Consider the following 22326-nt stretch of genomic DNA (forward strand, 5'->3'; position numbering starts at 1 on the left):
CTCTAAACGAGGAAACAAGTTATAGGGGCTCTTAGCTCAGTTGGTTCAGAGCATCTGGTTTACACCCAGAGGGTCGGGGGTTCGAATCCCTCAGGGCCCACAAAAAGGATACTGAAGCCTTTCAAAAAATTTCAGGGCTCTTAGCTCAGTTGGTTCAGAGCATCTGGTTTACACCCAGAGGGTCGGGGGTTCGAATCCCTCAGGGCCCACAAAAATCTCTCAGGAAACTGGGAGATTTTTTATTTTATATCCTTCTACTCTATCATAGTAATTTACAATATTGTGAGTATAGATTTTCTTAGCTATCAGTTAACCAATAAGCTTGAGATCGGATTACTTTTCATCTAAAATTCATTTATAATTTAACACGTCAAGTTCTGGCGTGAGTAAGAATTAGCTTTGCTTTAGTAACATTAAAAACAATTATTAATTGCTAAAATACAGCTTATGAAAAAAGAATTTGACGATGATTGGGAAGGTGACCTTCCAGGATATAAAGTCATTTCCATAGAAGATTTAAACAAGGGATTTGTAGGAGATAAAAATGCTTTGGGTGATCATATAATCAACAAAGATAACTCTCCTGATTACAGAAGTCCATTCCATGATTATAGAAATACTCCTTTAGGATATTCCTATCTTACCGACAATCCTGTATCTGTTTTTTCTTCAACAGGTGTCAATGAAAAAGGAGAAAAGGGATATGAGTATTATGCAGAAGTTCTTCCTTGTGAAACAGGTTCACAGGTATACGGAAGCTATAAGGGTAATGCAAGGAAGAAACAGGCTTTATTTCTGTTCTATGAGAAACCTAATCCTAACAAATCAAACTTCTCTGGTGATTTTTACATTGCCAAGATGGGAGATTACTTTGTACAGCTCTTTAAGAGATTTCCAGAACCATTACCTTCCAATGTAAATGGTCAGTTTTTTAGGAATATTACCTCTATGGAAGATGAAGCTGCCTACTTGACACAGCTAGCTTATACTTTTGAGAAGGATAAAATAGATGCTACCCTTGTTCATCAGGCTTTAATGAGAGAATATCAGTTTTATACAGGAGACAGAAGGTTTGAAGAGATTATAGGAAATATTTCTTCTATTCCTGCTGATGCCATTGGATGGTGTGCTGAAAAGCTGGAAGTTTTTAAGCCTACAGAGAAGAATTATAATCCTCAGGCTAAAGATTATTCTCCATTAATCCCTATTATAGGAGGTGTTGCAGTTCCTGTTAATATAAATAAAGCTGCACAGTTCTTTGAGAGCTTAGGTGACAATCCTTTTGTTCAGGGAGCAGAAGTTGCTTTTTCAAAGGTATGGGCTATGGTGAAACAGGCAGCTAATAAAGTTAAGGATGCTTCTATAGACCACCTTCCTGATGCTTTTAAAAAATTGATTAATAAAATTACAGGAGTTATTACTGATATTAGATCCTTTCTTACCAATGTAACAGATGATCTTAGTGAATTGGTAAAACAGGGGGTAGAGGTTCTTAAATTAGCTAATGCCTTCTATTGTGGTGTTAATAATGGATTGATCAGCCTTATCCAATGCTTACTTTATATTTTAGAATTTCTTTTACAGCCCATAACTGCTTTTTCTTATCAACAGTATCTTGAAAGAAGAGATTTAATGGAAAAAGCAGAAGATGTCTTGGATTGGGTAACAGAGAATGTACCTAAATTCTTACAAGGAGTCAAAGACCTTTTTAAAGCCAGTGGAAATATTTCAAAATCTGACATGGAAGGAGTATTGGATAAAATGAAAGAATACTTTGGGGACATTTCACGATATACGGTAGCTTTTTACATAGGTATTTTTGCTTTTGAACTTCTTATAAACATTCTCCTTCTCATTTTTACAGAAGGCGCAGGGAATGTAGTAAAAGGAACTACTTATGTACAAAAAGCAGCAAGTTTATTAAAGGTTCTGGCAAGGGAAACTGTTTCTGTGGCTACATTAGGAATTACAGATTTACTGGCTTTTCTTTCAAGATTTATTATTAGATTTGGAAAGGCTTGTGCTAAAGGGTTTGCCGGCTTTACCAGATTCATTGAAGAATTATTACAAGGTGCTAAGAATGGTGCTAAAGCAGAGGAACTGGCTGATGAAATCCATGATATAGAGGAAGTAATAATCAAAGGAAGAAAACTTCAAAAAGGAGGCGGTGATGCAACTAAGTCTTTTGCTGAGAATGCAGGAATTAAGATAGAGCGATTTTTAAGTGAAGCTAAGGTCTTTGGACAATCTACAGACTATACTTGTGCTGCTACTTCTTTGAGAATGACATTACATGACAAGGGTATTTTACTATTAGAAGATGAATTGGCAAGAGCATTAAAAACTGATACTAATGGGGCTTCAATTTTAGATATCCCTGAGGCTCTATATTTCAAAAGATTGGAAGATCAGGTAACAGCTATTGCTGAAAAAGATATTAAGTTATCAAAGTTATTAGAAAAATTAGAAGACGGAGATAAAGCAGTTGTGAGTATTGGCACAGAACATTTTAAAGGACATGCAGTAGTACTGGAGAAAGTGGAAGATGGTAAAGTATTTTTACGTGACCCCTTACCTATGAATCAAGGTGCTTCATACAAAATGAATATTGAAGATTTTAAAAGAATATTTAAAGAAAGAGCAGTAATTATTAAAAAATAAAACAATGACAGAGGCAGGAAACATACAATATAATACAAAAGGGGAAAAACCTTTAAAAGGCTATCAGATAGTTAGAGTGAGAAATGTAGCTCATTCAAAAGAAGTATTAGATAATTTTAAGAATGCAGTTTTAACAATTTTAAAAAATAAGAACTTAAGTGATGAAGACCCTAAGTGGGAGCAACTACTACCACAGGGAATTGTAAACAAGCTAAAACAATTAAGTGATGATGACTACAAATACGATGAACTTTTATATAGGCTAAGCACAAGTGTCTATAAATTTCAAGATATAAAAGATTGGGAGTGGTATAGTTCTTTAGAGACAGAAAAAGGATTCGATATTATTGTAAAAGGATGGTTCAATGCTCATCAATTTATCAATTTTATCCATTGCCAAAATGTTCCTTTAGATGATATCAGGATTATTGATGCTGATAAGCAAGAATTTTATGAGTTAAAAACCATTAAAGATTATACTTCTTATAAGATATTAAAATAAAGTAATTAATATTTCTAAACAAAACCATTCTTTACGATACTTCAAGAATGGTTTTGTTTAGAATATTTTTTAACTATAAAACAAAATGATGACAGAGGAAGGAAACATAAAACTTAATGTAAAAGGTGAAAAGCCTTTAAAGGGTTATCAAATTGTGAGAGTAAGAAATATAAACAATGCTAAAGAGGTATTGATCAATTTTAAGGAGGCTGTTCTAACAATTTTAAAAAATAAGAACTTAAGTGATGAAGACCCTAAGTGGGAGCAACTACTACCACAGGGAATTGTAAACAAGCTAAAACAATTAAGTGATGATGACTACAAATACGATGAACTTTTATATAGAGTCCATTCAAGTGTTGATAATTTTCTTGATAAAGATATCAGAAGATGGGAATGGTATAGTTCTTTAGAAACAGAAAAAGGCTTTGATATTATAGTTAAAGGAAAGTTCAATGCTGGGCAGTTCATTAGTTTCATCCATTGTCAAAATGTTCCTTTAGATGATATCAGGATTATTGATGCTGATAAACAAGAGTTTTATGAGCTAAAAACTATCAAGGATTATACTTCTTACAAGATTTTAAAATAAAATAATTTAATATTTCTAAACAGAACCATTCTTGAATTATCGTAGAGAATGGCTTTCAATCATAGACACTCTAACTGTAAAAATAAAATGATAATAGAATCAGAAAACATACAATATAACACAAAAGGAGAAAAGCCCTTAAAAGACTATCAGATAGTTAGAGTAAGAAATATAGCTAACGCTAAAGAAGTTTTAGAGAATTTTAAAAAGGCTGTGCTAACATTCTTGAAAAATAAAACCCTTCATTATGAAGACCCTAAATGGAATGAATTACTCCCACAAGGCATTGTAAGCAAAATCAAGCAATTAAATGATGTTGATTATAAATATGATGAGCTATTGGATGATATAGATATGACTATCTATAACTTTCAAGAAATTAAAAAATGGGAATGGTATAGTTCTTTAGAAACAGAAAAAGGATTTGATATTATTGTAAAAGGTGATTTTAATGCTATGTTCATCAGTTTTATCCATTGTCAAAATGTTCCTTTAGAAGATATCAGGATTATAGATGCTGATAAACAAGAATTTTATGAGTTAAAAACCATAAAAGACTATACTTCTTATAAGATCTTAAAATAAATAACTTAATATTTCTAAACAAAACCATTCTTGAATTACAGTAGAGAATGGTTTTCAGCCATAAGACTCTCTAACTACAATGATAAAATGATAACAGAATCAGACAACATACGGTATAACACAAAAGGAGAGAAACCTTTAAAAGGCTATCAGATTGTTAGAGTGAGAAATATAGCCCACTCAAAAGAGGTATTAGACAATTTTAAGAATGCAGTTCTAACAATATTAAAAAATAAGACCTTAAGTGATGAAGATCCTAAATGGGAACAATTATTACCGCAAGGTATAGTAAACAAGATAAAACAATTGGATGATAATGATAAGAAATATGATGAATTTTTGTACAGCGTCAATTCAAATATCGATGATTATCAAAGACTTAGAGATTGGGAATGGTACAGCTCAATAGAAGTAGAAAAGGGATTTGATATTATTGTTAAAGGCAAATTTAATAGTTGGAAATTCATTAATTTTATCCATTGCCAAAATGTTCCTTTAGAAGATATCAGGATTATAGATGCTGATAAGCAAGAATTTTATGAGTTAAAAACCATAAAAGATTATACTTCTTATAAGATCTTAAAATAAAGTAATTAATATTTCTAAACAAAATGATGACAGAGGAAGGAAACATACAACTTAATGTAAAAGGTGAAAAACCTTTAAAAGGTTATCAGATTGTTAGGGTAAGAAATATAGCCAATGCTAAAGAGGTATTAGATAACTTCAAGAATGCTGTATTAATATTCTTAAATAATAAAACTCTTCACTATGAAGATCCAAAATGGGAAAAACGGCTTCCACAGGGAATTGTAAGCAAAATCAAGCAACTGAGTGATGATGACTATAAATATGATGAGCTGTTAAAAGATATTGATTTATCCATATATAAATTCCAAAAAATAAGAGAGTGGGAATGGTATAGTTCTTTAGAAACAGAAAAAGGTTTTGATATTATAGTTAAAGGTAAATTTAATGCATGGCAATTCATTAGTTTCATCCATTGCCAAAATGTTCCTTTAGATAATATCAGGATTATAGATGCTGATAAAGAAGAAGTTTATGAGCTAAAAACCATTAAAGATTATACATCTTATAAGATCTTAAAATAATCCTATATTTAAATATATTATTAATTAATAAAACAACAATCTCTCAATTCTTGAGAGATTGTTTCCTAAGCAAATCACAAAGCTTCTCATTCACTTTTCCTTATCTTTGCCTGCATTTGAATTTTATCCTACGTGAAGGAACTCCATATCATATCATTCAACTATCCCTACCCTCCTTCTTATGGCGGGATCATTGATGTGTATTATAAGATCAGGGCTTTATCTGACCTGGGAATAAAAATCCACCTTCACTGTTTTGTTGATCAGGTTCCTGAAACAATTGATCAGGAAATAGAAGAAATCACAGAAAATGTCTTTTTTTATGAAAAGAAAAAGAATCCACTCCTCTATTTCTCAGGAATTCCTTTCGCAGCTGCAATACGAGATTCTGATGTACTTCTTAAAAACCTGGAAAAGATCAATGCTCCGATATTATTCGAAGGACTGCAGACAGCACATATCATCAGGTTTCTGAAGGATAGCGGACACCAACTATACCTCCGTTATCATAACAACGAAACAGAGTATTATAAAGGTCTTTCATCATCAGAAAAAAACATATTCAAAAAGATTGTGTACAGAATTGAATCCTTAAAGCATAAAGGATATCAAAAAAAGCTTTTAAAGAAGTTTGATGCTGTATTATGTCTGTCTGAAAAGGAATATGATGAAGTAGAGACGCATTCAAAAAATGCACGGCTGATTCATATTTTCCATGGCAATCAATCGGTAAAGCAGCTGGATAAAAAAGGAGATTATTTTCTTTTTCATGGAGACCTTACCACTGCTGATAACAAAAAAGCCCTGATTGAGACTATTGATTTATTCAAAACCCTTCCACAGTATAAGCTTGTTGTTGCCTCCGACCGTGCCAGTGAAGATATTAAAAGAAAAATTTCAGCGGTTGAAAACATTAGCCTCACTCCTATCCTGACCACAGAAAACCTTCATCATCTTCTGGAAAATGCTCATGCCAATATTCTGATCTCTTATCAGAATTCAGGAACCAAAGTGAAGCTTTTCAACACTCTTTACAACAGCCGTTTTGTGATTATTAATGGAAATATTACAGATGACCCCGTTTTGACAAATTTATGCTTGTATGGGGCCAATATGGGCGAAATTCGCCAACAGATTATTACCTCAGCTGAAAAAAACTATGATGACAATGAAAAGAGAAAGGAAATCTTAGAAAAAACACATTCGGATCATGCTAAAGCCGAACAGATCGTCAAGATTATTTTTAAAAATTAACCCGGTCTATCACTTTCTGAATATTGAATTCCTCAAGACAAGCCCAGTCTCCTCTATAGCACTCTTTATCCCCAAAAACAGAACACGGCCTGCAGGTAAGGTCTTTTACCTGAACCACATCTTCTTCACTCTGCCCGAATCCTAAAAATCCGGCATAGGGATGAGTAGCTCCCCAAATCGAAACACACCTCGTTCCTACAAGACTTGCAAGGTGCATATTCGCAGAATCCATGGAAATCATCAGTTCCAGCCCGGCAATATGATTGAGCTCTTCGGTAAGGTTTAGTTTTCCGGAAAGATTTTTCGTATTAGGAATCTCTCTTTCCCATCTTTCAAGGGTTTCTGTTTCTGTTTTACCGCCTCCAAAGAAATACACCGTATGTTTCTGAGCCAGAATTCTCACCAGTTCATAGGATTTTTCCAGAGGAAGCATCTTTCCCTTATGTTGGGCAAAAGGAGCAAACCCAATTCCTGATTGATGTTCTGAAGTCCGTTTGAGCTGATGGGATAGCTCAACTTTGAATCCCATTTTCCGGAATACATCAGCATAACGCTCCACCGTTTTCTCTAACTGTACTTTCTCAAGGTTCCATACATCCGTAAGATGTTCTTTCTCCTCTTTACCTTTATCTATTTTGAAAACTTTAAGTCCTTTTCTTCTATATATTCTGTCTAAAACCTTGGTCCGGATTACGTCATGAAGATTAGCAATACAATTCGGATTAAATTCCCTGATCAGTTCATTGCTCAGTTTTCTCAATCCAAAGAGGCCTTTATAATCATCAAGATCAATTCCTTTAAAAGTCACATTAGGAACTCCCGCAAACAACGCTTCAAAATTCTTCCTGGAGACCATAATAATTTCCACACCGGGGTTCTGCTCCAGAAATTCTCTGAAAACAGGCACAGTCATCGCAACATCTCCGAATGCGGAAAAACGATATGCTAAAATTTTTGTCACGGCTATGATTTCAGTTGATAGGCAACTGCATAAAACTTGATTTGTTTGGTCATTGCCATCAGTCCATTTGCTCTGGATGGCGAAAGAAACTCCTGTAATCCTATTTCAGCAATAAAATCAAAATCAGAATCCAGAATTTCCTGAGTAGAATGTCCACTGTAAATACTTACTAAAAGAGAAACGATTCCTTTGGGTAAAATACCGTCAGAATCTGCATTAAAGAAAAGTTTCCCATCTTTAAATTCAGCATCAATCCAAACTTTACTCTGGCAGCCTTTAATCAGGTTTTCTTCAGTTTTACTCTCTTCCGGCAAGCCTTTCAGTTCTTTTCCAAGATCAATGATGTACTCATACTTTTGCTCCCAATCTTCAAGAAAAGCGAACTCGTCGATTATTTCCTGCTGTTTTTCTTTAATGGTCATTTTTAATCAAATTACTTTTGCAAAGATAACCAATTTTGTAAAATTTATTACCGGGATGCTTTTTCAAAAAGCTGAAGAATTTTTGTTTCCTCATTCTCCCAGCAAAATACATCTGCAGCTTTATTAAGTTCACTCTGATAGTACAGTCTTCCTCTTTCGAGAACCAGATTAATTGCTTTTTCAATCGTTTCAGGCTGATGATCTGTAATGATCTCTCCTACATTAAACTGATTTTTTATACGCTGCATCTCCGGAAAATTGATCATAACAAGCGGTACTCTGGACTGAATATAATCACAAACCTTGTTGGGAAGTGAATAATAATAACTGACTCCGTTATTCTCTTCAAGACTAAATCCTACATCTGCTGTTTTCGTTATTTCCCTAAGATTTTCCGGTTTCAGTTTACCAAGGAAAAAAACTTTGTCCTGCAGTTTTTCCTGAATGACAAGTTCTTCATATATTTTTTTCTTCGGTCCGTCACCAGCAATTTTAAGAACAGCGCCTTTAATATGATGCATGGCAACAATCATTTTTTCAATTCCTCTGGACTGGTTAATCGCTCCCTGATACAGAATAATTTTAGGATGATTTTCCGGAATTTCAGGAGCAGAAAGAATTTTTCTCGGAATATTTCTGACAACTACTGGGTTGACATTGTATTTTTCGTGAAACCATTCGGCGTAGCTTTCACTTTCTGTCATCATCAATTTCACATGAGGAACTAGTTTTCTTTCCAGCACCCTCCAGAATTTCTGTGAAAACCTGTTTTGTACTGATGGCATTTCTGTGAAAATTTCATGACTGTCAAAGACCAACGGGATATTAAGTTTTTTGGCAATGAGATAATTTGGCAGAAGTGCATCTATGTCATTGGCATGAAGGATAGTATCTTTGTCAGCTTTTTTCTTTAGCTCCTTATACAGCTTCCAGTTGAATTCAAAATAGGCAGTCTTTAGACTTTTTGACGTCAATTCTATTCTGGAAAAAGGATAAGGACGCTCCATTTTCTCATTTCCTTCCCAGTCATTTCCTATAAGTTCTATTGGATATCCATTATCAAAAAGGGTTTTACACACCTTTTCTATTCGCTGGTCCGTATACAGGCTGCTAAAAGCTGAAGTGATTACTTTTTTCCTCATTCCTTTTTCTTGCCTAGTATTAAATGATAGATCTGGATAAGGCAGATCAATCCGTTTGGAATGATAACCGGCCATAACGGCCCGCTAAAAAAGCCATAAATGACAAAACAAAAACAGCCAATCATATTGACAATTCTAATTTTTCTTACATCTTTCAGTATGAAACTCAGCACGATAAAAACTGAGGCAGAATATCCGATATAAGTAGTAGATTCGGGGCTCATGAGAAATTTTTAAGGATAACAAACTTAATCATTTTCAATAAGATAATAAAATTTTTTACTGCCATAAAGTCATTAATTGATTTTTGGTAAAATATTTGTAATTTAGATAATGAATAAAAGGTAATGTTGCCTTTGTTCTAATGAGATATATTATGGATTATAAGTTTTCACAAGGTTTGAGCCAGGTGTTCAAACAAAGCAAAAGCGAAGCTAAAAGGCTGAAAAGTGAATTTCTTAATACAGAACATCTACTTTTAGGTATTATAAAAACGGAAAACTCTGCAAAAGAAATCCTTCAAAACCTTAATGCGGATTTAACACAAATCAGAAGAAAAATTGAAACTTTAAATACAGCAAGTCTAAATCCTATTTCTGAAGAGGTTACCAATATTTCTTTCACCAAGATGGCGGATCATGCCATTAAGCGTGCGGAGCTAGAATGCCGACAATATAAGAGCAATGAAATTAATACCGTTCACCTGCTTTTAGGTATTCTTTATAAATATGAGGACCCTACTTCAAATATTCTGGGAGCTTACGACATCGATTATGAAGGAGTTTCAAGAGAATACCAGACTATGCTTAAAAATTCTGGCCAGTCTCCACAGATGAGTGCTTATGATGATGATGATGAGAGAGAAGAATTTGAGCAGATGAGAAAGCCTACAGGAAATCTAGGTTCTGCAAAAAGTAAAACGCCTACTTTGGATAACTTTGGTAGAGACCTTACTTCTTTGGCCAGAGATGGAAAATTAGACCCGGTAATCGGCCGTGAAAAAGAAATTGAGAGAGTTTCTCAGATCTTATCCCGTAGAAAGAAAAACAACCCTCTTCTTATCGGAGAACCGGGAGTTGGTAAATCTGCCATTGCTGAAGGTTTAGCATTAAGAATTCAACAGAAAAAAGTGTCTAGAGTTCTTTACGGAAAACGAGTGATCACTTTAGACCTGGCAAGTTTAGTTGCCGGAACTAAATACCGTGGTCAGTTTGAAGAAAGAATGAAGGCCATCATGACGGAACTGGAAAAAAACAGAGATGTCATCTTATTTATTGATGAGCTTCATACGATTGTAGGAGCAGGAAGTTCTACAGGAAGTTTAGATGCTTCCAATATGTTCAAACCTGCCTTGGCAAGAGGTGAAATTCAATGCATCGGGGCAACAACTCTGGATGAATACCGTCAGTATATAGAAAAAGATGGTGCTTTAGAAAGAAGATTCCAGAAAGTAATGGTGGAGCCTACTTCTATTGATGAAACTATTCAGATTCTGAACCAGATCAAAGATAAGTATGAAGAGCACCATAATGTAGTGTATACTCCGGAAGCGATTCTGGCGTGTGTTAATCTGACATCAAGATATATTACAGACCGTTTCTTACCGGACAAAGCGATTGATGCAATGGATGAAGCCGGATCACGTGTTTACATCAAAAACATGAAAGTTCCTACCGAAATCATTGATTTTGAAAAGAAGATCGAAGAGATTAAAGAAATGAAGCAGAAAGCTGTAAAAGCTCAGGATTATCTTGAGGCAAGAAAGCTTAAAGATGAAGAGGAACGTCTTCAGATGGAACTGAATGTTGCTCAGGAAAAATGGGATAAAGATGTAAAAGAGAAAAAAGAAACCGTAACGGAAGAAAATGTAGCGGAAGTGGTTTCTATGATGAGTGGAGTTCCTGTAACAAAAGTTGGTAAGAACGAGCTGGACAAACTTGCCCAGATGGATGAAAAACTGAACGGAAAAGTAATTGGTCAGGAAGATGCTGTGAAAAAGGTTGTGAAAGCAATTCAAAGAAACAGAGCAGGTCTTAAAGATCCAAACCGTCCTATCGGTACATTTATTTTCCTTGGAACAACCGGGGTTGGTAAAACCGAGCTGGCTAAAGTAATGGCAAGAGAACTCTTTGAATCCGATGAATCTCTGATCAGAATTGACATGAGTGAATACATGGAGAAATTCGCAGTTTCAAGATTGGTAGGTGCGCCTCCGGGATATGTAGGATACGAAGAAGGTGGTCAGCTGACTGAAGCGGTAAGAAGAAAACCTTATGCTGTGGTTCTTTTGGATGAGATTGAAAAAGCTCACCCTGATGTATTCAATATTCTGTTACAGATTCTTGATGAAGGACACGTTACAGACAGCTTAGGCAGAAAAATCGACTTCAGAAATACGATTATCATTCTTACGTCCAATATCGGAACCAGAGATCTTAAAGACTTTGGAGATGGTGTAGGATTCGGAACTTCAGCTAAAAAGACAAGTTCAGATACAAGAGCAAGAAGTACTATTGAAAGTGCTCTTAAGAAAGCATTTGCTCCTGAATTCTTAAACAGAATTGATGACATTGTGATCTTCAACTCTCTTGTTCAGGATGATATCAAGAAAATCATTGATATTGAACTAAACAAATTGTATGGCAGACTTGAAAAATTAGGATATAAAGTTGACTTAACTGAAGATGCTAAAAACTTCATTTCTGAAAAAGGATGGGATAAAGATTTCGGTGCAAGACCATTGAAACGTGCCATCCAGAAATATATTGAAGACTTATTGGCAGAAATGCTGGTAAACAAGCAATTGAATGAAGGAGAAACCGTAGTTCTTGACCTTAATGAGGCTAAAGACGGATTGATTGGAAAAACGCAGAAAACGAAAAAATCTGCTGCTGAGAAATCTTCTCAATCATAATTGAATAAATAATTTAATTTCAATAGAAAAGCCCCGGGAAATTTCCCGGGGCTTTTTGTTTTTATAAGTTTTGGCTAAAGACTGTTCCTGGTTGACACAATCACAAGATTAAAGTCCCACCACAAATCCGATATTCGGGATCAGACCGCTTGAAAATACACTTGAATTTTGCTTCCAAAGCACATTATACATTAATCCGAACTGCATAAAAGAATTATTCCCGATTCTCTGCATATATCCTCCTCCAAGATACAACGCGTTTTCTTCTGTATTGTATTTATAATCAAAGTTTTTATCCTTGTAATCAACAAAATAGTGCTGATAGTTTGCTCCCACATAAAATGATCTGGCAAAATAATAATTGACAAACGGACCTACTCCAAACATGGTAGATTTATAATAATCGGAAGTCTGCCAGGATACACTTCCCACAACCCCTGCTTCAAGATCATCCGTAAGTCTGTATCCCACTCTTGGTGAAGCAGACAGATTAAAAGCACTGTTACTCCCGAATCCTAATCCGATTCCTCCTCCAAACGTCCATTTGCTGCTTTCCTGTGGCTGGGTGCCCACTGAAACCTGGGAAAATGCTAAACCTGAGATGATCAGCATCATTGAAATAATACTCTTTTTCATATGTAGATATTTTTTGTTTTGATGATATTTGCACACTCCTATCACTTGTTATGGTGCCTTATGATAGGATTTAGTACTACTATCGTTTTTATCAATGTTTAAAATTATGGTTTTTTTACGAATATATTTAGTTGTATTTTTGCCGCATCAAACTAAGAACTCCCGTTAAGAGTTTCGTAAAATTGAAATACAATGAAAATAGTAGTAGGCCTCTCCGGAGGTGTAGATTCTAGTGTTGCAGCGTATTTACTGCAGCAGCAAGGCCATGAAGTAGTGGCTTTGTTTATGAGAAACTGGAACGATGCTTCCGTAACTCTGGAAGATGAATGTCCCTGGATTGAGGACAGTAATGATGCCCTTATGGTGGCACAGAAGCTTGGAATTCCTTTCCAGGTGATAGACATGAGTGACCTTTACAAGGAACGTATTGTGGACTATATGTTTGCAGAATATCAAAAAGGAAGAACTCCCAACCCGGATGTATTGTGTAACAGAGAAGTAAAATTCGATGTTTTTATGAAGACCGCAATGTCATTAGGAGCAGATAAGGTGGCAACAGGCCATTATGCAAGGGTAGATTCTACTTTTGATGAAAACGGGAAAGAAATTTTCCACCTTCTTGCCGGAAAAGACAACAATAAAGACCAGTCTTATTTCCTTTGTCAGCTAAGTCAGGATCAACTTTCAAAAGCGTTATTCCCTATCGGAGAACTTACAAAACCTCAGGTAAGAGAAATCGCAAAAGAGATCGGATTGGTAACTGCAGATAAAAAAGATTCTCAGGGATTATGTTTTATCGGGAAAGTAAGCCTGCCACAGTTTTTACAGCAGCAATTAAAACCTAACGAAGGAGAAATCGTAGAAATTTTTAAAGATTCACCCTTATTTTCTGAAGAAAAACCGGAACTCGCTTCTAAAGAAGAAGAGCTTGAGTTTTTATCAAGAAAAATCGATTATAAAAAATCTGACGGAAAAGTAATCGGGAAACATCAGGGAGCCCAGTTTTTTACGATCGGACAAAGCAAAGGCCTTGGAATAGGCGGGCACAAAGAAAGCTGTTTTATTGTCTCCAGAGAGATGGAAAACAATATCATTTTCGTAGGAGAAGGAAGCCACTTCCCTGGACTTCACAAAAAAGCACTGAAAATTGATAATTCTGAATTGCATTGGGTACGTGAAGACATGAAACTTCAGAATGGTGAATCTATGGAAGTAATGTCCAGATTCAGATACAGACAGTCTTTACAGAAAGCAACCCTGTATCAGTTTGAAAATGCATTATATATTGAGTTTGATGAACTTCAGTCTGCTATTGCAGAAGGACAGTTTGCTTCATGGTATATTGATGAGGAACTTATCGGAAGTGGTGTAATTGCGTAAGGGATTCGAAGTTCATGTTTCGGAAATATCGGAGTATGGATTTGAAGATGCTGAAGTTTTTTTAAAAGAAAATATTTTTTTAAATTTTTCTGTAACGTTTTTTAAGTTGTCTTACTTACTGAGTAAATAACAATAAAAAAACTACTATGAAAACAACGACAAGAAACCAATATGCTTATGTAAACAATATCCTGATCTCAGTTGTATCTGCTGTTTTTGGGTATAACCTTTATCAGGCAATTGTACATCCGGAAAGCTCGAATATCGGCATCAGTCTCATTTTAGTGGTGATCACCTCCATTATGGTTCGAAAATATGGTTACAAGCCCATAAAAGAAAAAAAGTAAGAGATTTGATCTCAATACCTTATTATAAAGCCCGGAACAGTTTTGTTTCGGGTTTGTTTTTTATGAAACAATTACTTCGTTTTCTTGTTGACATGGCTCATGATAAGAAACACTGCCACAATACATTCCAGAATTAAAATCATACTCAGAAATCCTACTGGTTTTCCCAATATGATTCCTCTTATCAGTTTTATAATTCCCAATAAAAAAATAAAGCCTGTGAAATAAAATGTAGTTTTCGAAAGGGGTTCCCTCAAAGAATTTAAAATAAAGATTGAAGCATAGAATCCGAGAACCAGGATGAGATAAAACTTCAGGAAATCAGGCCCTTTAAGAATAAGAGGATTGAATGTCTGACATACTGCGAAAAGCCATATAAAGCTTACTACAGTGGGAATTGAATGAATGATTAGTTTTTTCATGTTGATTGTTTTTTTATCCACCACAACCACCGCAGCCGCCACCACAACTACTTCCTCCGCTGCAGCTGGATCCTCCACAGCTTCCTCCTCCTCCATCACTGCTTTGCTTATCTTTTCTATTAGGATCAGAAACGTCACTTCCTCCTATGATTGATGTTATTGTTCCCAAAATAAAAACAATGGCAAAAACCACTGCTGTGACCAGCAATCCAGTGAAACCACCTCCTTCTGAACAAGAGAACAGCAGCAGTAAAATAAAGATCGGAGCAAAAAAAGCCATTTTTCTCATCCAGATCCTTAGTTTAGATTTTTTCCTCTCTCCTTTCCAGATTTCTTCAGGTGCTTCCTGCTGAAATACATTCCTGTAACCTGACATTGTATCCTCAAACCAATTTTCATGTTTCACTCTCTCTGTATTTCCACCTTGAGAAGGATGATGATGAAGCACTCTTTTTAAAATATTCGGACAGAATTCTTCCCAATAATTCTGGGTATAGATCAGATGCATATGCCACACTTTATCTACTATTTCACTGGGAGAAGCCCCGTTGGGAAGAATACAGCAGAGATAGACAAACTTTTTATATTCCTCAATTGCTTTTTTTGCAAAATCAAGGCTCCAGCTTTCTTCTTTTGCCAGTTTTTTTGAAAAAGGAAAAGCTGCGCCGGGAGCATCCAGAGAAAATCCCTGTATTCGGTTCCAGAGAGATTCGTCTTTTAATAACATTCTTGTTTCCATTGTTTTAAATTTTGTTTTTCTATTCAAATATCAATGGATTTTAAAATATAAAAATCTCTCAAAAGTCTTTTTTGGTTTGATTAAAATCTTAAATTAGTCTTATAAACTAACATTAATCTGACCATAAAAAATAAACAGATGAAAAAGGAAGATATACTGCATCTTGAGAAGCTCATGAACTTCTTAAGCCGTCATTTTTTGAAGAAAAATCATTGGGAAGATGTCACCAAAACCGAATGGTCTTACATCAGCGCAGAACTCAACGACCTCATTATCAGTGATCATTCAGAGAAAGAAATTAAAAAAGATCCGGATCTTCTGGGAACCAATTACCTGTATGAGCATCTGATTATCAATAAACTGAAAAAATTCAGACAGAATGAAAGTGCAGTTCTGAGCAGACCCAACCTCGCCAAACTGAGTCTTATTGTAAAAGTTCTGGGCTACTCCAATTATATAGATTTCATCAATTCCACTACGGAATCGTTCAACTTTAATGACCTGAGGATTGATATGAATAATGTAAATCTGAATACGACTCTTTTAGACCGTTTAGTGGGCTGTTGGTATTCTTATAACAGAAATCTACCTGACAATCCTTTAATGGCAAAAGAAGACCGCATATGGCGCTCAGCAATGGAAATTTATAAGTCGGAGACAACCGGTGAGTATTTTATTGAACGAAGCGGGGGCGACAAGCATAAGTATTTTGGTAAAGTAACGGCTTATTCCGACTATGTTTTTATCATCATGAACAGCAATACTTTTATCCGTCAGCGGCATTTTATTTCAAGAATAAAAGATATTAAAGAAAAGCTTAAGAACCCGGACTATAAACTCCACGAAATCCACTTCATAAGCACCTGTATAAGTTTCAATCAGGAACCGATAGCCTTGTTTGAAATCTTCCGGAAAGCAGACAGAAAAAACTTTATTTCAGACTCTATCAGCTTACCCATTGACAGCGATGAAATTCCAGAATCCATTCTTAAACAACTTGAAGACACTGAATCTAACAGGATTGATTACAGATAGATACCAAATCTGAAATAAAAAAATAAAATTGTTGTAACGTATTTTGAATTGTCATACTTACTGGATAAATAACAATAAAAAACATCATTATGAAAACAACGATTAAAAACCAATATGCGTCCGCCAATAACGCTCTTATCTTTTTCGTCTCAATGCTTGTAGGATATAATATCTACCAGGAAATCTTTCATCCCGAAAAAGCTGATCTCACCTTATGTCTTATCATGATCGTCCTTACAGCAGTTACCCTACAGAAATATGGTAAAAAAGCTGACACAGAAGAATAAACATCCTTATCAATTTATATATCTATTACCCCGGAATAATCTTATTCCGGGGTATATTTTGTCTTATGCCAAGAATACATTTAACCCTTAAAAATCAACAGATTACTGCAATAATTATCTAAATTGATAGTTCTAAATACTAATCCCTCAATTGTCTTGCTATGGAATATTATGAATTGTATGAAGTTTTGAAAAGTCATTTTGATTCCGGAAAAGAAAGGGTTGAAATAAAAGAGTTGAACGTAACCATTGAATCTGTTCCTTTTGAATCGAAGGTTTCTGATCTGCTTTACGGCTCAGAACATCAACATTGCAGCAAACATGGACAACCACTTGAAATTAACGAAAAAAGCTATCTGCTTTACGGTCAGCCCGCTGTAGATATCAAGGATTTCGATATTGAATGCAATAACAGATTTACCTATTATATCCTGAAAAACACAGATATAGAAACGGCTAAAGGATGTATCTTTTTCTTTCATGGCCTGAATGAAAAGAAATGGGACAAATATCTGCCATGGGCATATGAACTGGCCCAAAGAACACAGAAAGCCATTATTCTGTTTCCTATTGCTTTTCATATGGATCGTGCAGAGCCTATCTGGAGTGACCGCCATCACATGATGGAAGTGGTTCGTTTCAGGAAGAAAAAATATCCGGAAAACATGAATTTCTCCTATGTAAATGCTGCAATAAGTTCAAGGCTGGAAGCACATCCGCAAAGGATTTTCTGGTCCGGGCTGCAGACTTATTCCGACATTACTGAAGTAGTAAAAGACATTAAAAACGATAAAATAACAGGGATTTCCCCGGAAGCTGATCTGGATTTATTTGGATATTCTATTGGATCTTTTCTTTCAATGATTATTAAAATGGCAGATCCCAACCATTACTTTACACAGTCTAAGGTTTTCTGTTTTTGTGGTGGAATGACTATTGATCGGATGTTTCCAATATCCAAATACATCATGGATACACAGGCAACCATTAAAATGCAGTCTGTCTTCACTGAACTCCTGAGCTCTGATTTTAAATCAGATACCCGTCTGAAACATTATCAGAATGAAGATCTGCATCCGCAGGAAAGCTGGTTCAAAAAAATGCTCCGCTACAATTATTTTCAAAAGGAAAGGGAAGAAAGAATTCATCAAATACAGTCCCAGATAAAAGCGTATGTATTGGAAAAAGACACTGTTGCCCCTCCAATGGAAGCATTGAATACTTTACGCGGAGGCTACAGGAATATAAATGTAGATGTAGAAATCCGAGATTTCCCATATGAATATTCCCATATGGTTCCGTTTCCTCTTGCTCACAAGCATAAGAAAGAAGTTACAGAAGCTTTTCACCAGTTTGTACAATCTGCAAGTAACTTTTACAACTCCTGATTATTCCTGTTTCAGGTATAAAAAAGGGAAAGGAACAGTTTAAAAATCAATAATATAAGATCCATGGTGTTTGTTTTTGTATGATGAGGAAGCTAAAATTCTTCCTTGTTTATCAACTGACCAGCCAATCTTTGAAATCTTTGACGCGGTCTCTGCTTACCGTAATTTCTTCTTCAGGCTGAAACTCCATATCCACTTTATAGTAAGGCGATGTATGGATATTTTTAATATAATCTGAACTTACAATAAACTGTCTGTTTACGCGGAAAAACTTTTTCTCATCCAGAACATCTTCCAGCTCATCAAGCGTAAAATCTGATGGATAGGTCCGGTCTTCCGTCTGAAGATAGACGATTTTATTTTCACTGAAAAAACAGCTTATTTCCTGAGTCTGGATAATTTTAAGGTTATACCCTATTTTTACCAGAACCCTGGACAGTGTAGATTTCTCTTTTCTGATCAGCTGCTTGATATCCTGAGAGCCATTGGTATCATTGGCAGGAATAAAAGATTTAAACTTCTCCACCGCTCCTTCCAGATCTTCATCAAGAATGGGTTTTAAAAGATAATCAATGCTGTTCAGCTTAAACGCTTTCAAAGTATACTGATCAAAAGCTGTGGTATAGATGATGAATCCTTTTGTCGGAATTTTTTCAAAGATATCGAAAGACAGCCCGTCACCTAAAACAATATCAGAAAAGATCAGTTGCGGATGTTCATTTTCAGAAAACCAGGCCACTCCTTCTTCTACTGATTCTATTTTCGCAACAATCTCAATTTCAGGAAAATTGCTCAGCATACGTTCTAATTTCCTTGAAGCAGGTTTTTCATCTTCTATAATGACAGTTTTGATCATTGAGCTTTAATTTTGGTTTTAGATTTTAGGAAATAAAGTTAGATAAAAGCGGACATATTTTAATATTTTATTGGCTTTTTCTCTTTTTCAAGCTCCTTTTCAATCATATTCCTTTCCCATTCGGAATCAAAAAGAAATAGTTTTGCGGCTTTTATAAGAATAATGAATCCCCAGATTGCAAGGATCGTATATCTGTCAAACAATCGAAAATTAATCTTTTCGCCAAAAATATCATCAGGAATGATAAGAGCAGCAAAAATCGCAAATATAAAAAGGCTTTTATAGAATTTTCTAATGCTGTTTGTTCTTGTAGAAGCAGTTTCGTAGTCCATGATCGTATAATTTTTTAGTTATGATTATTGTTTAGAATGTTTTTATTTTCCCTTTTTCATCTTTCTCCATCAGTTCTTTTATTTTTTTTTCTTCCCAGTTTTTTCCAATTCCAAATACACTTATTGCATGAAACGCAAGTCCTATTCCCCAACCCAGCGCCGGCCAAAAAAACCATAAGTGCCCGGGAGCTGTCATAAGGTTCAATAGTGCTAAAAATGGAATAATGATACAATAAGAAGTAAGGTTTCCATAAAACTCTTTTAATTCTTTTACTCTTCTTGAAGCTTTTCTGTAAGCAATGGTCTCTTTATTTGGTAAAATTTCCATAATATTTTGTTTTAAAAGGTTAATTTGTTTTTTTCTTGAATCAAAGGTAGGTCAGGAAAAGGCTTCAAATCAATTTTATATTACCGAATGGTATATTATGCTATCCGAATCGTAAAAAGGGGTAATTAATAGATAAACGGGATCAGTTTCTTTGTACTTTTTCTGTATTCAAGATATTCATCCCCGAACTGTTCTATCAAGGCCTGCTCTTCGATCTTAATCCTGTAGACAAAAGCTAAAAACGGAGGTACAAAAGCAAAGACTAATGACAGCCAGTTATTCAGATACAAACCAAGCCCAAGAGAGGTGAGCAGAGAGAAGGCGTAAGAAGGATGTCTCAGGTATTTATAAAATCCTTCCTTTTTGATTTTATGATCCTGTCTGATGGTAACATCTACCGTAAAATATTTCCCCAATGATCTGATGATCATGTATCTGAAAATAATCCCGATAAAAATAAAAAGCTCTCCAAGATAAAGAATCCAGCTTCCATCAACAATCATAAAATGAGTATTATAAGATATGAATATCGAACTCATTATAGAAAAAGGGATGGCAAGCCATAGAATATTCAAGGTTGATTTATCTTTGTTCTTTTGATCCTCTTTACTGGATTTCAGCATGTTTTTGTAAAGAAATTCAGTGACAAACCAAGCTCCCATTGAAATGTAGAACAAAGTTGATAAAGTGTTCATTTATAATTAGTTTTTAAGGTTAAAAGTGTTTTGATTAAAAATTGGTAATTCCTTTACTGATCTTTCTGTTTATTCATCAGTTCTTTAACTTTCTTATCTTCCCATTTCCTGATAAAATTAACTCGGGGTAAAAAAACAGTGAGAGCGTGTGCTGCAAGTCCTATTCCCCAGAAAGTGGCTGTAAAAAAGTTTTTAAACTGAAAATAACTTTCACCAGGTTTCAGGTTCATACAATTATACACAACAATCATTGCGTTCACTGCGATATAGGCGAATAAATGCCCGTAAAATCCTCTTAATCTTTCTACCTGTCTTCTTGCACGTTGGTATTCAATATCATTTTCGTCAAATCTTTCCATCGCTTTATTTTTTTTGTTTGTTCATAATTTCACGAATCTTCTTTTCCTGCCATGATTCTCCTACTCCAAACACCTGAAAAGCATGGGAAGCAACCCCAATTCCCCATCCCAGTACCGGAAACCAAAACCAATGATTTCTGCTGCTTGTAAAAAGATTGATAAAGATTAAAAAGGAGCATACGGTGCAGTAAGAAATAAGATTCATATAGAATCCTTTAATTTCTTTTACCCTCTTTTGCGCACGCTTGTAAGCTACAGAATCATCTTCAGGTTTTGCACTGGAAATATGCGGCTTAGCCAAAAGCATTGGTAGTTTTACTTTAAAATGATCTTCAGATTTTTCTATGAAGACATTTCGATCGGTAAGCAGAGAATAACGCTGTACGATATTTGAAAGACCAATTCCTGAACTTTCTTTAATCTGCTCTCTTACCTGTAAGTTGTTTTCAATGCAAAGTGTGTTTCCGTCTGAAAAAATTCTAATGGTCAAAGGTTTTGATGATGTCGCGAAATTATGCTTGATACAGTTTTCCAACAGCAGCTGCAAAGACAGTGGAACAACATATTTCTGGTAGTCTTCTTTGGCAACATCAAAAGTAAAATCTACACTGCTTTCAAACCTTGTTTTCAAAAGGTCACAATAGGTTTTTGCAAATTCTATTTCATCTTCCACTGTTACCAGTTCTTTATCTTTCTGTTCAAGTACATAGCGATAAATCTTTGACATTGAAGCAGTAAACTTCTGAGCCTGGCGTGGATTTTCATCGATCAGTGAACTTAAAACATTCAGAGAATTGAAAAGAAAATGAGGATCCAGCTGATTCTTTAAGCTTTCAAACTGTGCATTTGCTGATTTGGCAATAAGCTTCTGCTCTACCACTTCTTTTCTGGAAGTCTTTTTCAGTTCTTCCATGAAGCTTTTTGCATGAAGGAAAGCAGAAATCAGAAGAGCAATATTGATCATAAACCAATTGGTTACTCCATATTTTGCAGAGAAGAACTCTTGTATGGTAGCCGTTTTCTGAATCACAACATAGTTCATATAATTACAGAAATAGACCAGAATAAAGTTCCCGATGATGATGGAAACAATACTTAAGACCGCTCTTGTACGCGTTGTTTCTGACCAGGGGAATTTCTTATTCAGGAATTCATTGATGAATCCGTTTCCAAATCCCAGTACAAAAGAATACATGGTAGAAAGAAGCAGTGTGATCAGAAAATTCTGCAAAGTCTTTTCATTATTAAAAAACAAAAAGAAAAACAATGTGGTTCCTAATGACGTCCAAAGTAATATTCTAAAGTATTTACGTTTCATGATCTGCTTTATTGACTCAAAATTAGTTTTTATTAAAGGTATCAAAAATTAATTCTTAC

The 22326-nt window shown here is 35.0% G+C and carries 26 protein-coding genes and 2 tRNA genes; 15 read left to right on the forward strand and 13 right to left on the reverse strand.

The genetic code is table 11. The features are described 5' to 3' along the window. Positions 1 to 25 precede the first annotated feature (25 nt). The 9 genes from AC57AW_RS06275 (at position 26) to AC57AW_RS06315 (ending at position 6706) form a co-directional block, all read left to right on the forward strand. A tRNA-Val gene (locus tag AC57AW_RS06275) sits at positions 26 to 100 on the forward strand. Positions 101 to 134: 34 nt separating this feature from the next. Beyond that, positions 135 to 209, forward strand: a tRNA-Val gene (locus AC57AW_RS06280). 238 nt (positions 210 to 447) lie between these two features. Continuing rightward, positions 448 to 2661 (forward strand): cysteine peptidase family C39 domain-containing protein, encoded by a 2214-nt coding sequence (locus AC57AW_RS06285; protein WP_496351220.1) that lies wholly within the window; start codon positions 448 to 450, stop codon positions 2659 to 2661. A 4-nt stretch (positions 2662 to 2665) separates the two neighbouring features. Beyond that, entirely contained in the window at positions 2666 to 3163 is a 498-nt protein-coding gene (locus tag AC57AW_RS06290; protein WP_496351221.1) for a hypothetical protein, read from the forward strand. An 85-nt stretch (positions 3164 to 3248) separates the two neighbouring features. Further along, positions 3249 to 3755, forward strand: a complete 507-nt coding sequence (locus AC57AW_RS06295) for a hypothetical protein (protein ID WP_496351222.1) — start codon at positions 3249 to 3251, stop codon at positions 3753 to 3755. A gap of 87 nt (positions 3756 to 3842) precedes the next feature. After that, the gene (locus AC57AW_RS06300; RefSeq protein ID WP_496351223.1) at positions 3843 to 4340 is read left to right on the forward strand and encodes a hypothetical protein; all 498 of its coding nucleotides are present in this window, start codon (positions 3843 to 3845) and stop codon (positions 4338 to 4340) included. Between the two features lie 87 nt (positions 4341 to 4427). Beyond that, on the forward strand, positions 4428 to 4928 hold the full coding sequence (locus AC57AW_RS06305; protein WP_496351224.1) for a hypothetical protein: 501 nt from the start codon (positions 4428 to 4430) through the stop codon (positions 4926 to 4928). Between the two features lie 26 nt (positions 4929 to 4954). After that, positions 4955 to 5452, forward strand: coding sequence for a hypothetical protein (locus AC57AW_RS06310; RefSeq protein WP_496351225.1), 498 nt, complete (start codon positions 4955 to 4957; stop codon positions 5450 to 5452). Between the two features lie 132 nt (positions 5453 to 5584). Then, entirely contained in the window at positions 5585 to 6706 is a 1122-nt protein-coding gene (locus tag AC57AW_RS06315; protein ID WP_496351226.1) for a glycosyltransferase family protein, read from the forward strand. Here the strand turns inward: AC57AW_RS06315 and AC57AW_RS06320 are convergent. From AC57AW_RS06320 to AC57AW_RS06335, 4 genes are read right to left on the reverse strand one after another with little or no spacing between them, the layout of a single operon-like run. Beyond that, positions 6696 to 7619 carry a glycosyltransferase family 9 protein gene (locus tag AC57AW_RS06320; protein WP_496351346.1) on the reverse strand — a complete coding sequence of 308 codons (924 nt, stop codon included), beginning with the start codon at positions 7617 to 7619 and terminating at the stop codon, positions 6696 to 6698. The genes AC57AW_RS06315 and AC57AW_RS06320 overlap by 11 nt on opposite strands. A gap of 50 nt (positions 7620 to 7669) precedes the next feature. Beyond that, positions 7670 to 8089, reverse strand: coding sequence for a SufE family protein (locus tag AC57AW_RS06325; protein WP_318847628.1), 420 nt, complete (start codon positions 8087 to 8089; stop codon positions 7670 to 7672). Positions 8090 to 8136: 47 nt separating this feature from the next. Then, positions 8137 to 9231: a glycosyltransferase gene (locus tag AC57AW_RS06330; protein ID WP_496351227.1), complete on the reverse strand. Its 1095-nt coding sequence runs from the start codon at positions 9229 to 9231 to the stop codon at positions 8137 to 8139. Continuing rightward, the gene (locus AC57AW_RS06335) at positions 9228 to 9455 is read right to left on the reverse strand and encodes a uroporphyrinogen decarboxylase (RefSeq protein ID WP_109737861.1); all 228 of its coding nucleotides are present in this window, start codon (positions 9453 to 9455) and stop codon (positions 9228 to 9230) included. Before AC57AW_RS06335 ends, AC57AW_RS06330 begins: the two co-directional genes overlap by 4 nt. Positions 9456 to 9607: 152 nt before the next feature. Here AC57AW_RS06335 and AC57AW_RS06340 point away from each other — a divergent pair, with 152 nt between their 5' ends. Then, the gene (locus AC57AW_RS06340; RefSeq protein WP_496351228.1) at positions 9608 to 12145 is read left to right on the forward strand and encodes an ATP-dependent Clp protease ATP-binding subunit; all 2538 of its coding nucleotides are present in this window, start codon (positions 9608 to 9610) and stop codon (positions 12143 to 12145) included. A gap of 108 nt (positions 12146 to 12253) precedes the next feature. Here the strand turns inward: AC57AW_RS06340 and AC57AW_RS06345 are convergent, their stop codons facing one another. After that, a complete protein-coding gene (locus tag AC57AW_RS06345; protein ID WP_496351229.1) occupies positions 12254 to 12781 on the reverse strand; it encodes a hypothetical protein in 528 nt (175 codons plus the stop codon). A gap of 192 nt (positions 12782 to 12973) precedes the next feature. Here AC57AW_RS06345 and mnmA point away from each other — a divergent pair, with 192 nt between their 5' ends. Beyond that, a complete protein-coding gene (gene mnmA / locus AC57AW_RS06350; RefSeq protein WP_496351230.1) occupies positions 12974 to 14161 on the forward strand; it encodes a tRNA 2-thiouridine(34) synthase MnmA in 1188 nt (395 codons plus the stop codon). A gap of 146 nt (positions 14162 to 14307) precedes the next feature. After that, positions 14308 to 14508 (forward strand): hypothetical protein, encoded by a 201-nt coding sequence (locus tag AC57AW_RS06355; protein WP_318847633.1) that lies wholly within the window; start codon positions 14308 to 14310, stop codon positions 14506 to 14508. Positions 14509 to 14579: 71 nt separating this feature from the next. Here AC57AW_RS06355 and AC57AW_RS06360 read toward each other — a convergent pair whose 3' ends face one another. Beyond that, a complete protein-coding gene (locus tag AC57AW_RS06360; RefSeq protein WP_496351231.1) occupies positions 14580 to 14930 on the reverse strand; it encodes a hypothetical protein in 351 nt (116 codons plus the stop codon). Positions 14931 to 14943: 13 nt separating this feature from the next. Continuing rightward, complete coding sequence (locus AC57AW_RS06365; RefSeq protein WP_496351232.1) at positions 14944 to 15669, reverse strand: glycine-rich domain-containing protein; 726 nt, start codon at positions 15667 to 15669, stop codon at positions 14944 to 14946. Positions 15670 to 15807: 138 nt separating this feature from the next. On the opposite strand from AC57AW_RS06365, the gene AC57AW_RS06370 reads away from it, so the two are divergent. The 3 genes from AC57AW_RS06370 to AC57AW_RS06380 all read left to right on the forward strand — a co-directional run bounded on the left by AC57AW_RS06370 (position 15808) and on the right by AC57AW_RS06380 (position 18379). Next, positions 15808 to 16704, forward strand: coding sequence for a hypothetical protein (locus AC57AW_RS06370; protein ID WP_496351233.1), 897 nt, complete (start codon positions 15808 to 15810; stop codon positions 16702 to 16704). Positions 16705 to 16793: 89 nt separating this feature from the next. After that, the gene (locus AC57AW_RS06375) at positions 16794 to 16991 is read left to right on the forward strand and encodes a hypothetical protein (RefSeq protein ID WP_496351234.1); all 198 of its coding nucleotides are present in this window, start codon (positions 16794 to 16796) and stop codon (positions 16989 to 16991) included. Positions 16992 to 17152: 161 nt separating this feature from the next. Further along, entirely contained in the window at positions 17153 to 18379 is a 1227-nt protein-coding gene (locus tag AC57AW_RS06380; protein WP_496351235.1) for a DUF6051 family protein, read from the forward strand. Positions 18380 to 18491: 112 nt separating this feature from the next. Here the strand turns inward: AC57AW_RS06380 and AC57AW_RS06385 are convergent, their stop codons facing one another. The 6 genes from AC57AW_RS06385 to AC57AW_RS06410 form a co-directional block, all read right to left on the reverse strand. Next, on the reverse strand, positions 18492 to 19235 hold the full coding sequence (locus AC57AW_RS06385) for a LytR/AlgR family response regulator transcription factor (RefSeq protein ID WP_081996709.1): 744 nt from the start codon (positions 19233 to 19235) through the stop codon (positions 18492 to 18494). Between the two features lie 59 nt (positions 19236 to 19294). Continuing rightward, complete coding sequence (locus AC57AW_RS06390) at positions 19295 to 19567, reverse strand: 2TM domain-containing protein (protein ID WP_318847640.1); 273 nt, start codon at positions 19565 to 19567, stop codon at positions 19295 to 19297. Positions 19568 to 19598: 31 nt separating this feature from the next. Then, complete coding sequence (locus AC57AW_RS06395; protein WP_496351236.1) at positions 19599 to 19895, reverse strand: 2TM domain-containing protein; 297 nt, start codon at positions 19893 to 19895, stop codon at positions 19599 to 19601. Between the two features lie 125 nt (positions 19896 to 20020). Further along, on the reverse strand, positions 20021 to 20590 hold the full coding sequence (locus tag AC57AW_RS06400) for a methyltransferase family protein (RefSeq protein WP_496351237.1): 570 nt from the start codon (positions 20588 to 20590) through the stop codon (positions 20021 to 20023). A 53-nt stretch (positions 20591 to 20643) separates the two neighbouring features. Beyond that, the gene (locus AC57AW_RS06405) at positions 20644 to 20949 is read right to left on the reverse strand and encodes a 2TM domain-containing protein (protein ID WP_318847643.1); all 306 of its coding nucleotides are present in this window, start codon (positions 20947 to 20949) and stop codon (positions 20644 to 20646) included. Between the two features lie 4 nt (positions 20950 to 20953). Continuing rightward, positions 20954 to 22267: a 2TM domain-containing protein gene (locus tag AC57AW_RS06410; protein ID WP_496351238.1), complete on the reverse strand. Its 1314-nt coding sequence runs from the start codon at positions 22265 to 22267 to the stop codon at positions 20954 to 20956. Between the last annotated feature and the right edge of the window lie 59 nt (positions 22268 to 22326).

Source organism: Chryseobacterium sp. BGA-UO-ETr-SB22, from assembly GCF_059567885.1.

Bases quoted from the DNA above. Each gene is read 5' to 3' on its own strand.
- AC57AW_RS06285 (WP_496351220.1), top strand. From the start codon at position 448: ATGAAAAAAGAATTTGACGATGATTGGGAAGGTGACCTTCCAGGATAT.
- AC57AW_RS06290 (WP_496351221.1), top strand. From the start codon at position 2,666: ATGACAGAGGCAGGAAACATACAATATAATACAAAAGGGGAAAAACCT.
- AC57AW_RS06295 (WP_496351222.1), top strand. From the start codon at position 3,249: ATGATGACAGAGGAAGGAAACATAAAACTTAATGTAAAAGGTGAAAAG.
- AC57AW_RS06300 (WP_496351223.1), top strand. From the start codon at position 3,843: ATGATAATAGAATCAGAAAACATACAATATAACACAAAAGGAGAAAAG.
- AC57AW_RS06305 (WP_496351224.1), top strand. From the start codon at position 4,428: ATGATAACAGAATCAGACAACATACGGTATAACACAAAAGGAGAGAAA.
- AC57AW_RS06310 (WP_496351225.1), top strand. From the start codon at position 4,955: ATGACAGAGGAAGGAAACATACAACTTAATGTAAAAGGTGAAAAACCT.
- AC57AW_RS06320 (WP_496351346.1), bottom strand. From the start codon at position 7,619: ATGACTGTGCCTGTTTTCAGAGAATTTCTGGAGCAGAACCCCGGTGTG.
- AC57AW_RS06325 (WP_318847628.1), bottom strand. From the start codon at position 8,089: ATGACCATTAAAGAAAAACAGCAGGAAATAATCGACGAGTTCGCTTTT.
- AC57AW_RS06330 (WP_496351227.1), bottom strand. From the start codon at position 9,231: ATGAGGAAAAAAGTAATCACTTCAGCTTTTAGCAGCCTGTATACGGAC.
- AC57AW_RS06335 (WP_109737861.1), bottom strand. From the start codon at position 9,455: ATGAGCCCCGAATCTACTACTTATATCGGATATTCTGCCTCAGTTTTT.
- AC57AW_RS06340 (WP_496351228.1), top strand. From the start codon at position 9,608: ATGGATTATAAGTTTTCACAAGGTTTGAGCCAGGTGTTCAAACAAAGC.
- AC57AW_RS06345 (WP_496351229.1), bottom strand. From the start codon at position 12,781: ATGAAAAAGAGTATTATTTCAATGATGCTGATCATCTCAGGTTTAGCA.
- mnmA (WP_496351230.1), top strand. From the start codon at position 12,974: ATGAAAATAGTAGTAGGCCTCTCCGGAGGTGTAGATTCTAGTGTTGCA.
- AC57AW_RS06355 (WP_318847633.1), top strand. From the start codon at position 14,308: ATGAAAACAACGACAAGAAACCAATATGCTTATGTAAACAATATCCTG.
- AC57AW_RS06360 (WP_496351231.1), bottom strand. From the start codon at position 14,930: ATGAAAAAACTAATCATTCATTCAATTCCCACTGTAGTAAGCTTTATA.
- AC57AW_RS06365 (WP_496351232.1), bottom strand. From the start codon at position 15,669: ATGGAAACAAGAATGTTATTAAAAGACGAATCTCTCTGGAACCGAATA.
- AC57AW_RS06370 (WP_496351233.1), top strand. From the start codon at position 15,808: ATGAAAAAGGAAGATATACTGCATCTTGAGAAGCTCATGAACTTCTTA.
- AC57AW_RS06375 (WP_496351234.1), top strand. From the start codon at position 16,794: ATGAAAACAACGATTAAAAACCAATATGCGTCCGCCAATAACGCTCTT.
- AC57AW_RS06380 (WP_496351235.1), top strand. From the start codon at position 17,153: ATGGAATATTATGAATTGTATGAAGTTTTGAAAAGTCATTTTGATTCC.
- AC57AW_RS06385 (WP_081996709.1), bottom strand. From the start codon at position 19,235: ATGATCAAAACTGTCATTATAGAAGATGAAAAACCTGCTTCAAGGAAA.
- AC57AW_RS06390 (WP_318847640.1), bottom strand. From the start codon at position 19,567: ATGGACTACGAAACTGCTTCTACAAGAACAAACAGCATTAGAAAATTC.
- AC57AW_RS06395 (WP_496351236.1), bottom strand. From the start codon at position 19,895: ATGGAAATTTTACCAAATAAAGAGACCATTGCTTACAGAAAAGCTTCA.
- AC57AW_RS06400 (WP_496351237.1), bottom strand. From the start codon at position 20,590: ATGAACACTTTATCAACTTTGTTCTACATTTCAATGGGAGCTTGGTTT.
- AC57AW_RS06405 (WP_318847643.1), bottom strand. From the start codon at position 20,949: ATGGAAAGATTTGACGAAAATGATATTGAATACCAACGTGCAAGAAGA.
- AC57AW_RS06410 (WP_496351238.1), bottom strand. From the start codon at position 22,267: ATGAAACGTAAATACTTTAGAATATTACTTTGGACGTCATTAGGAACC.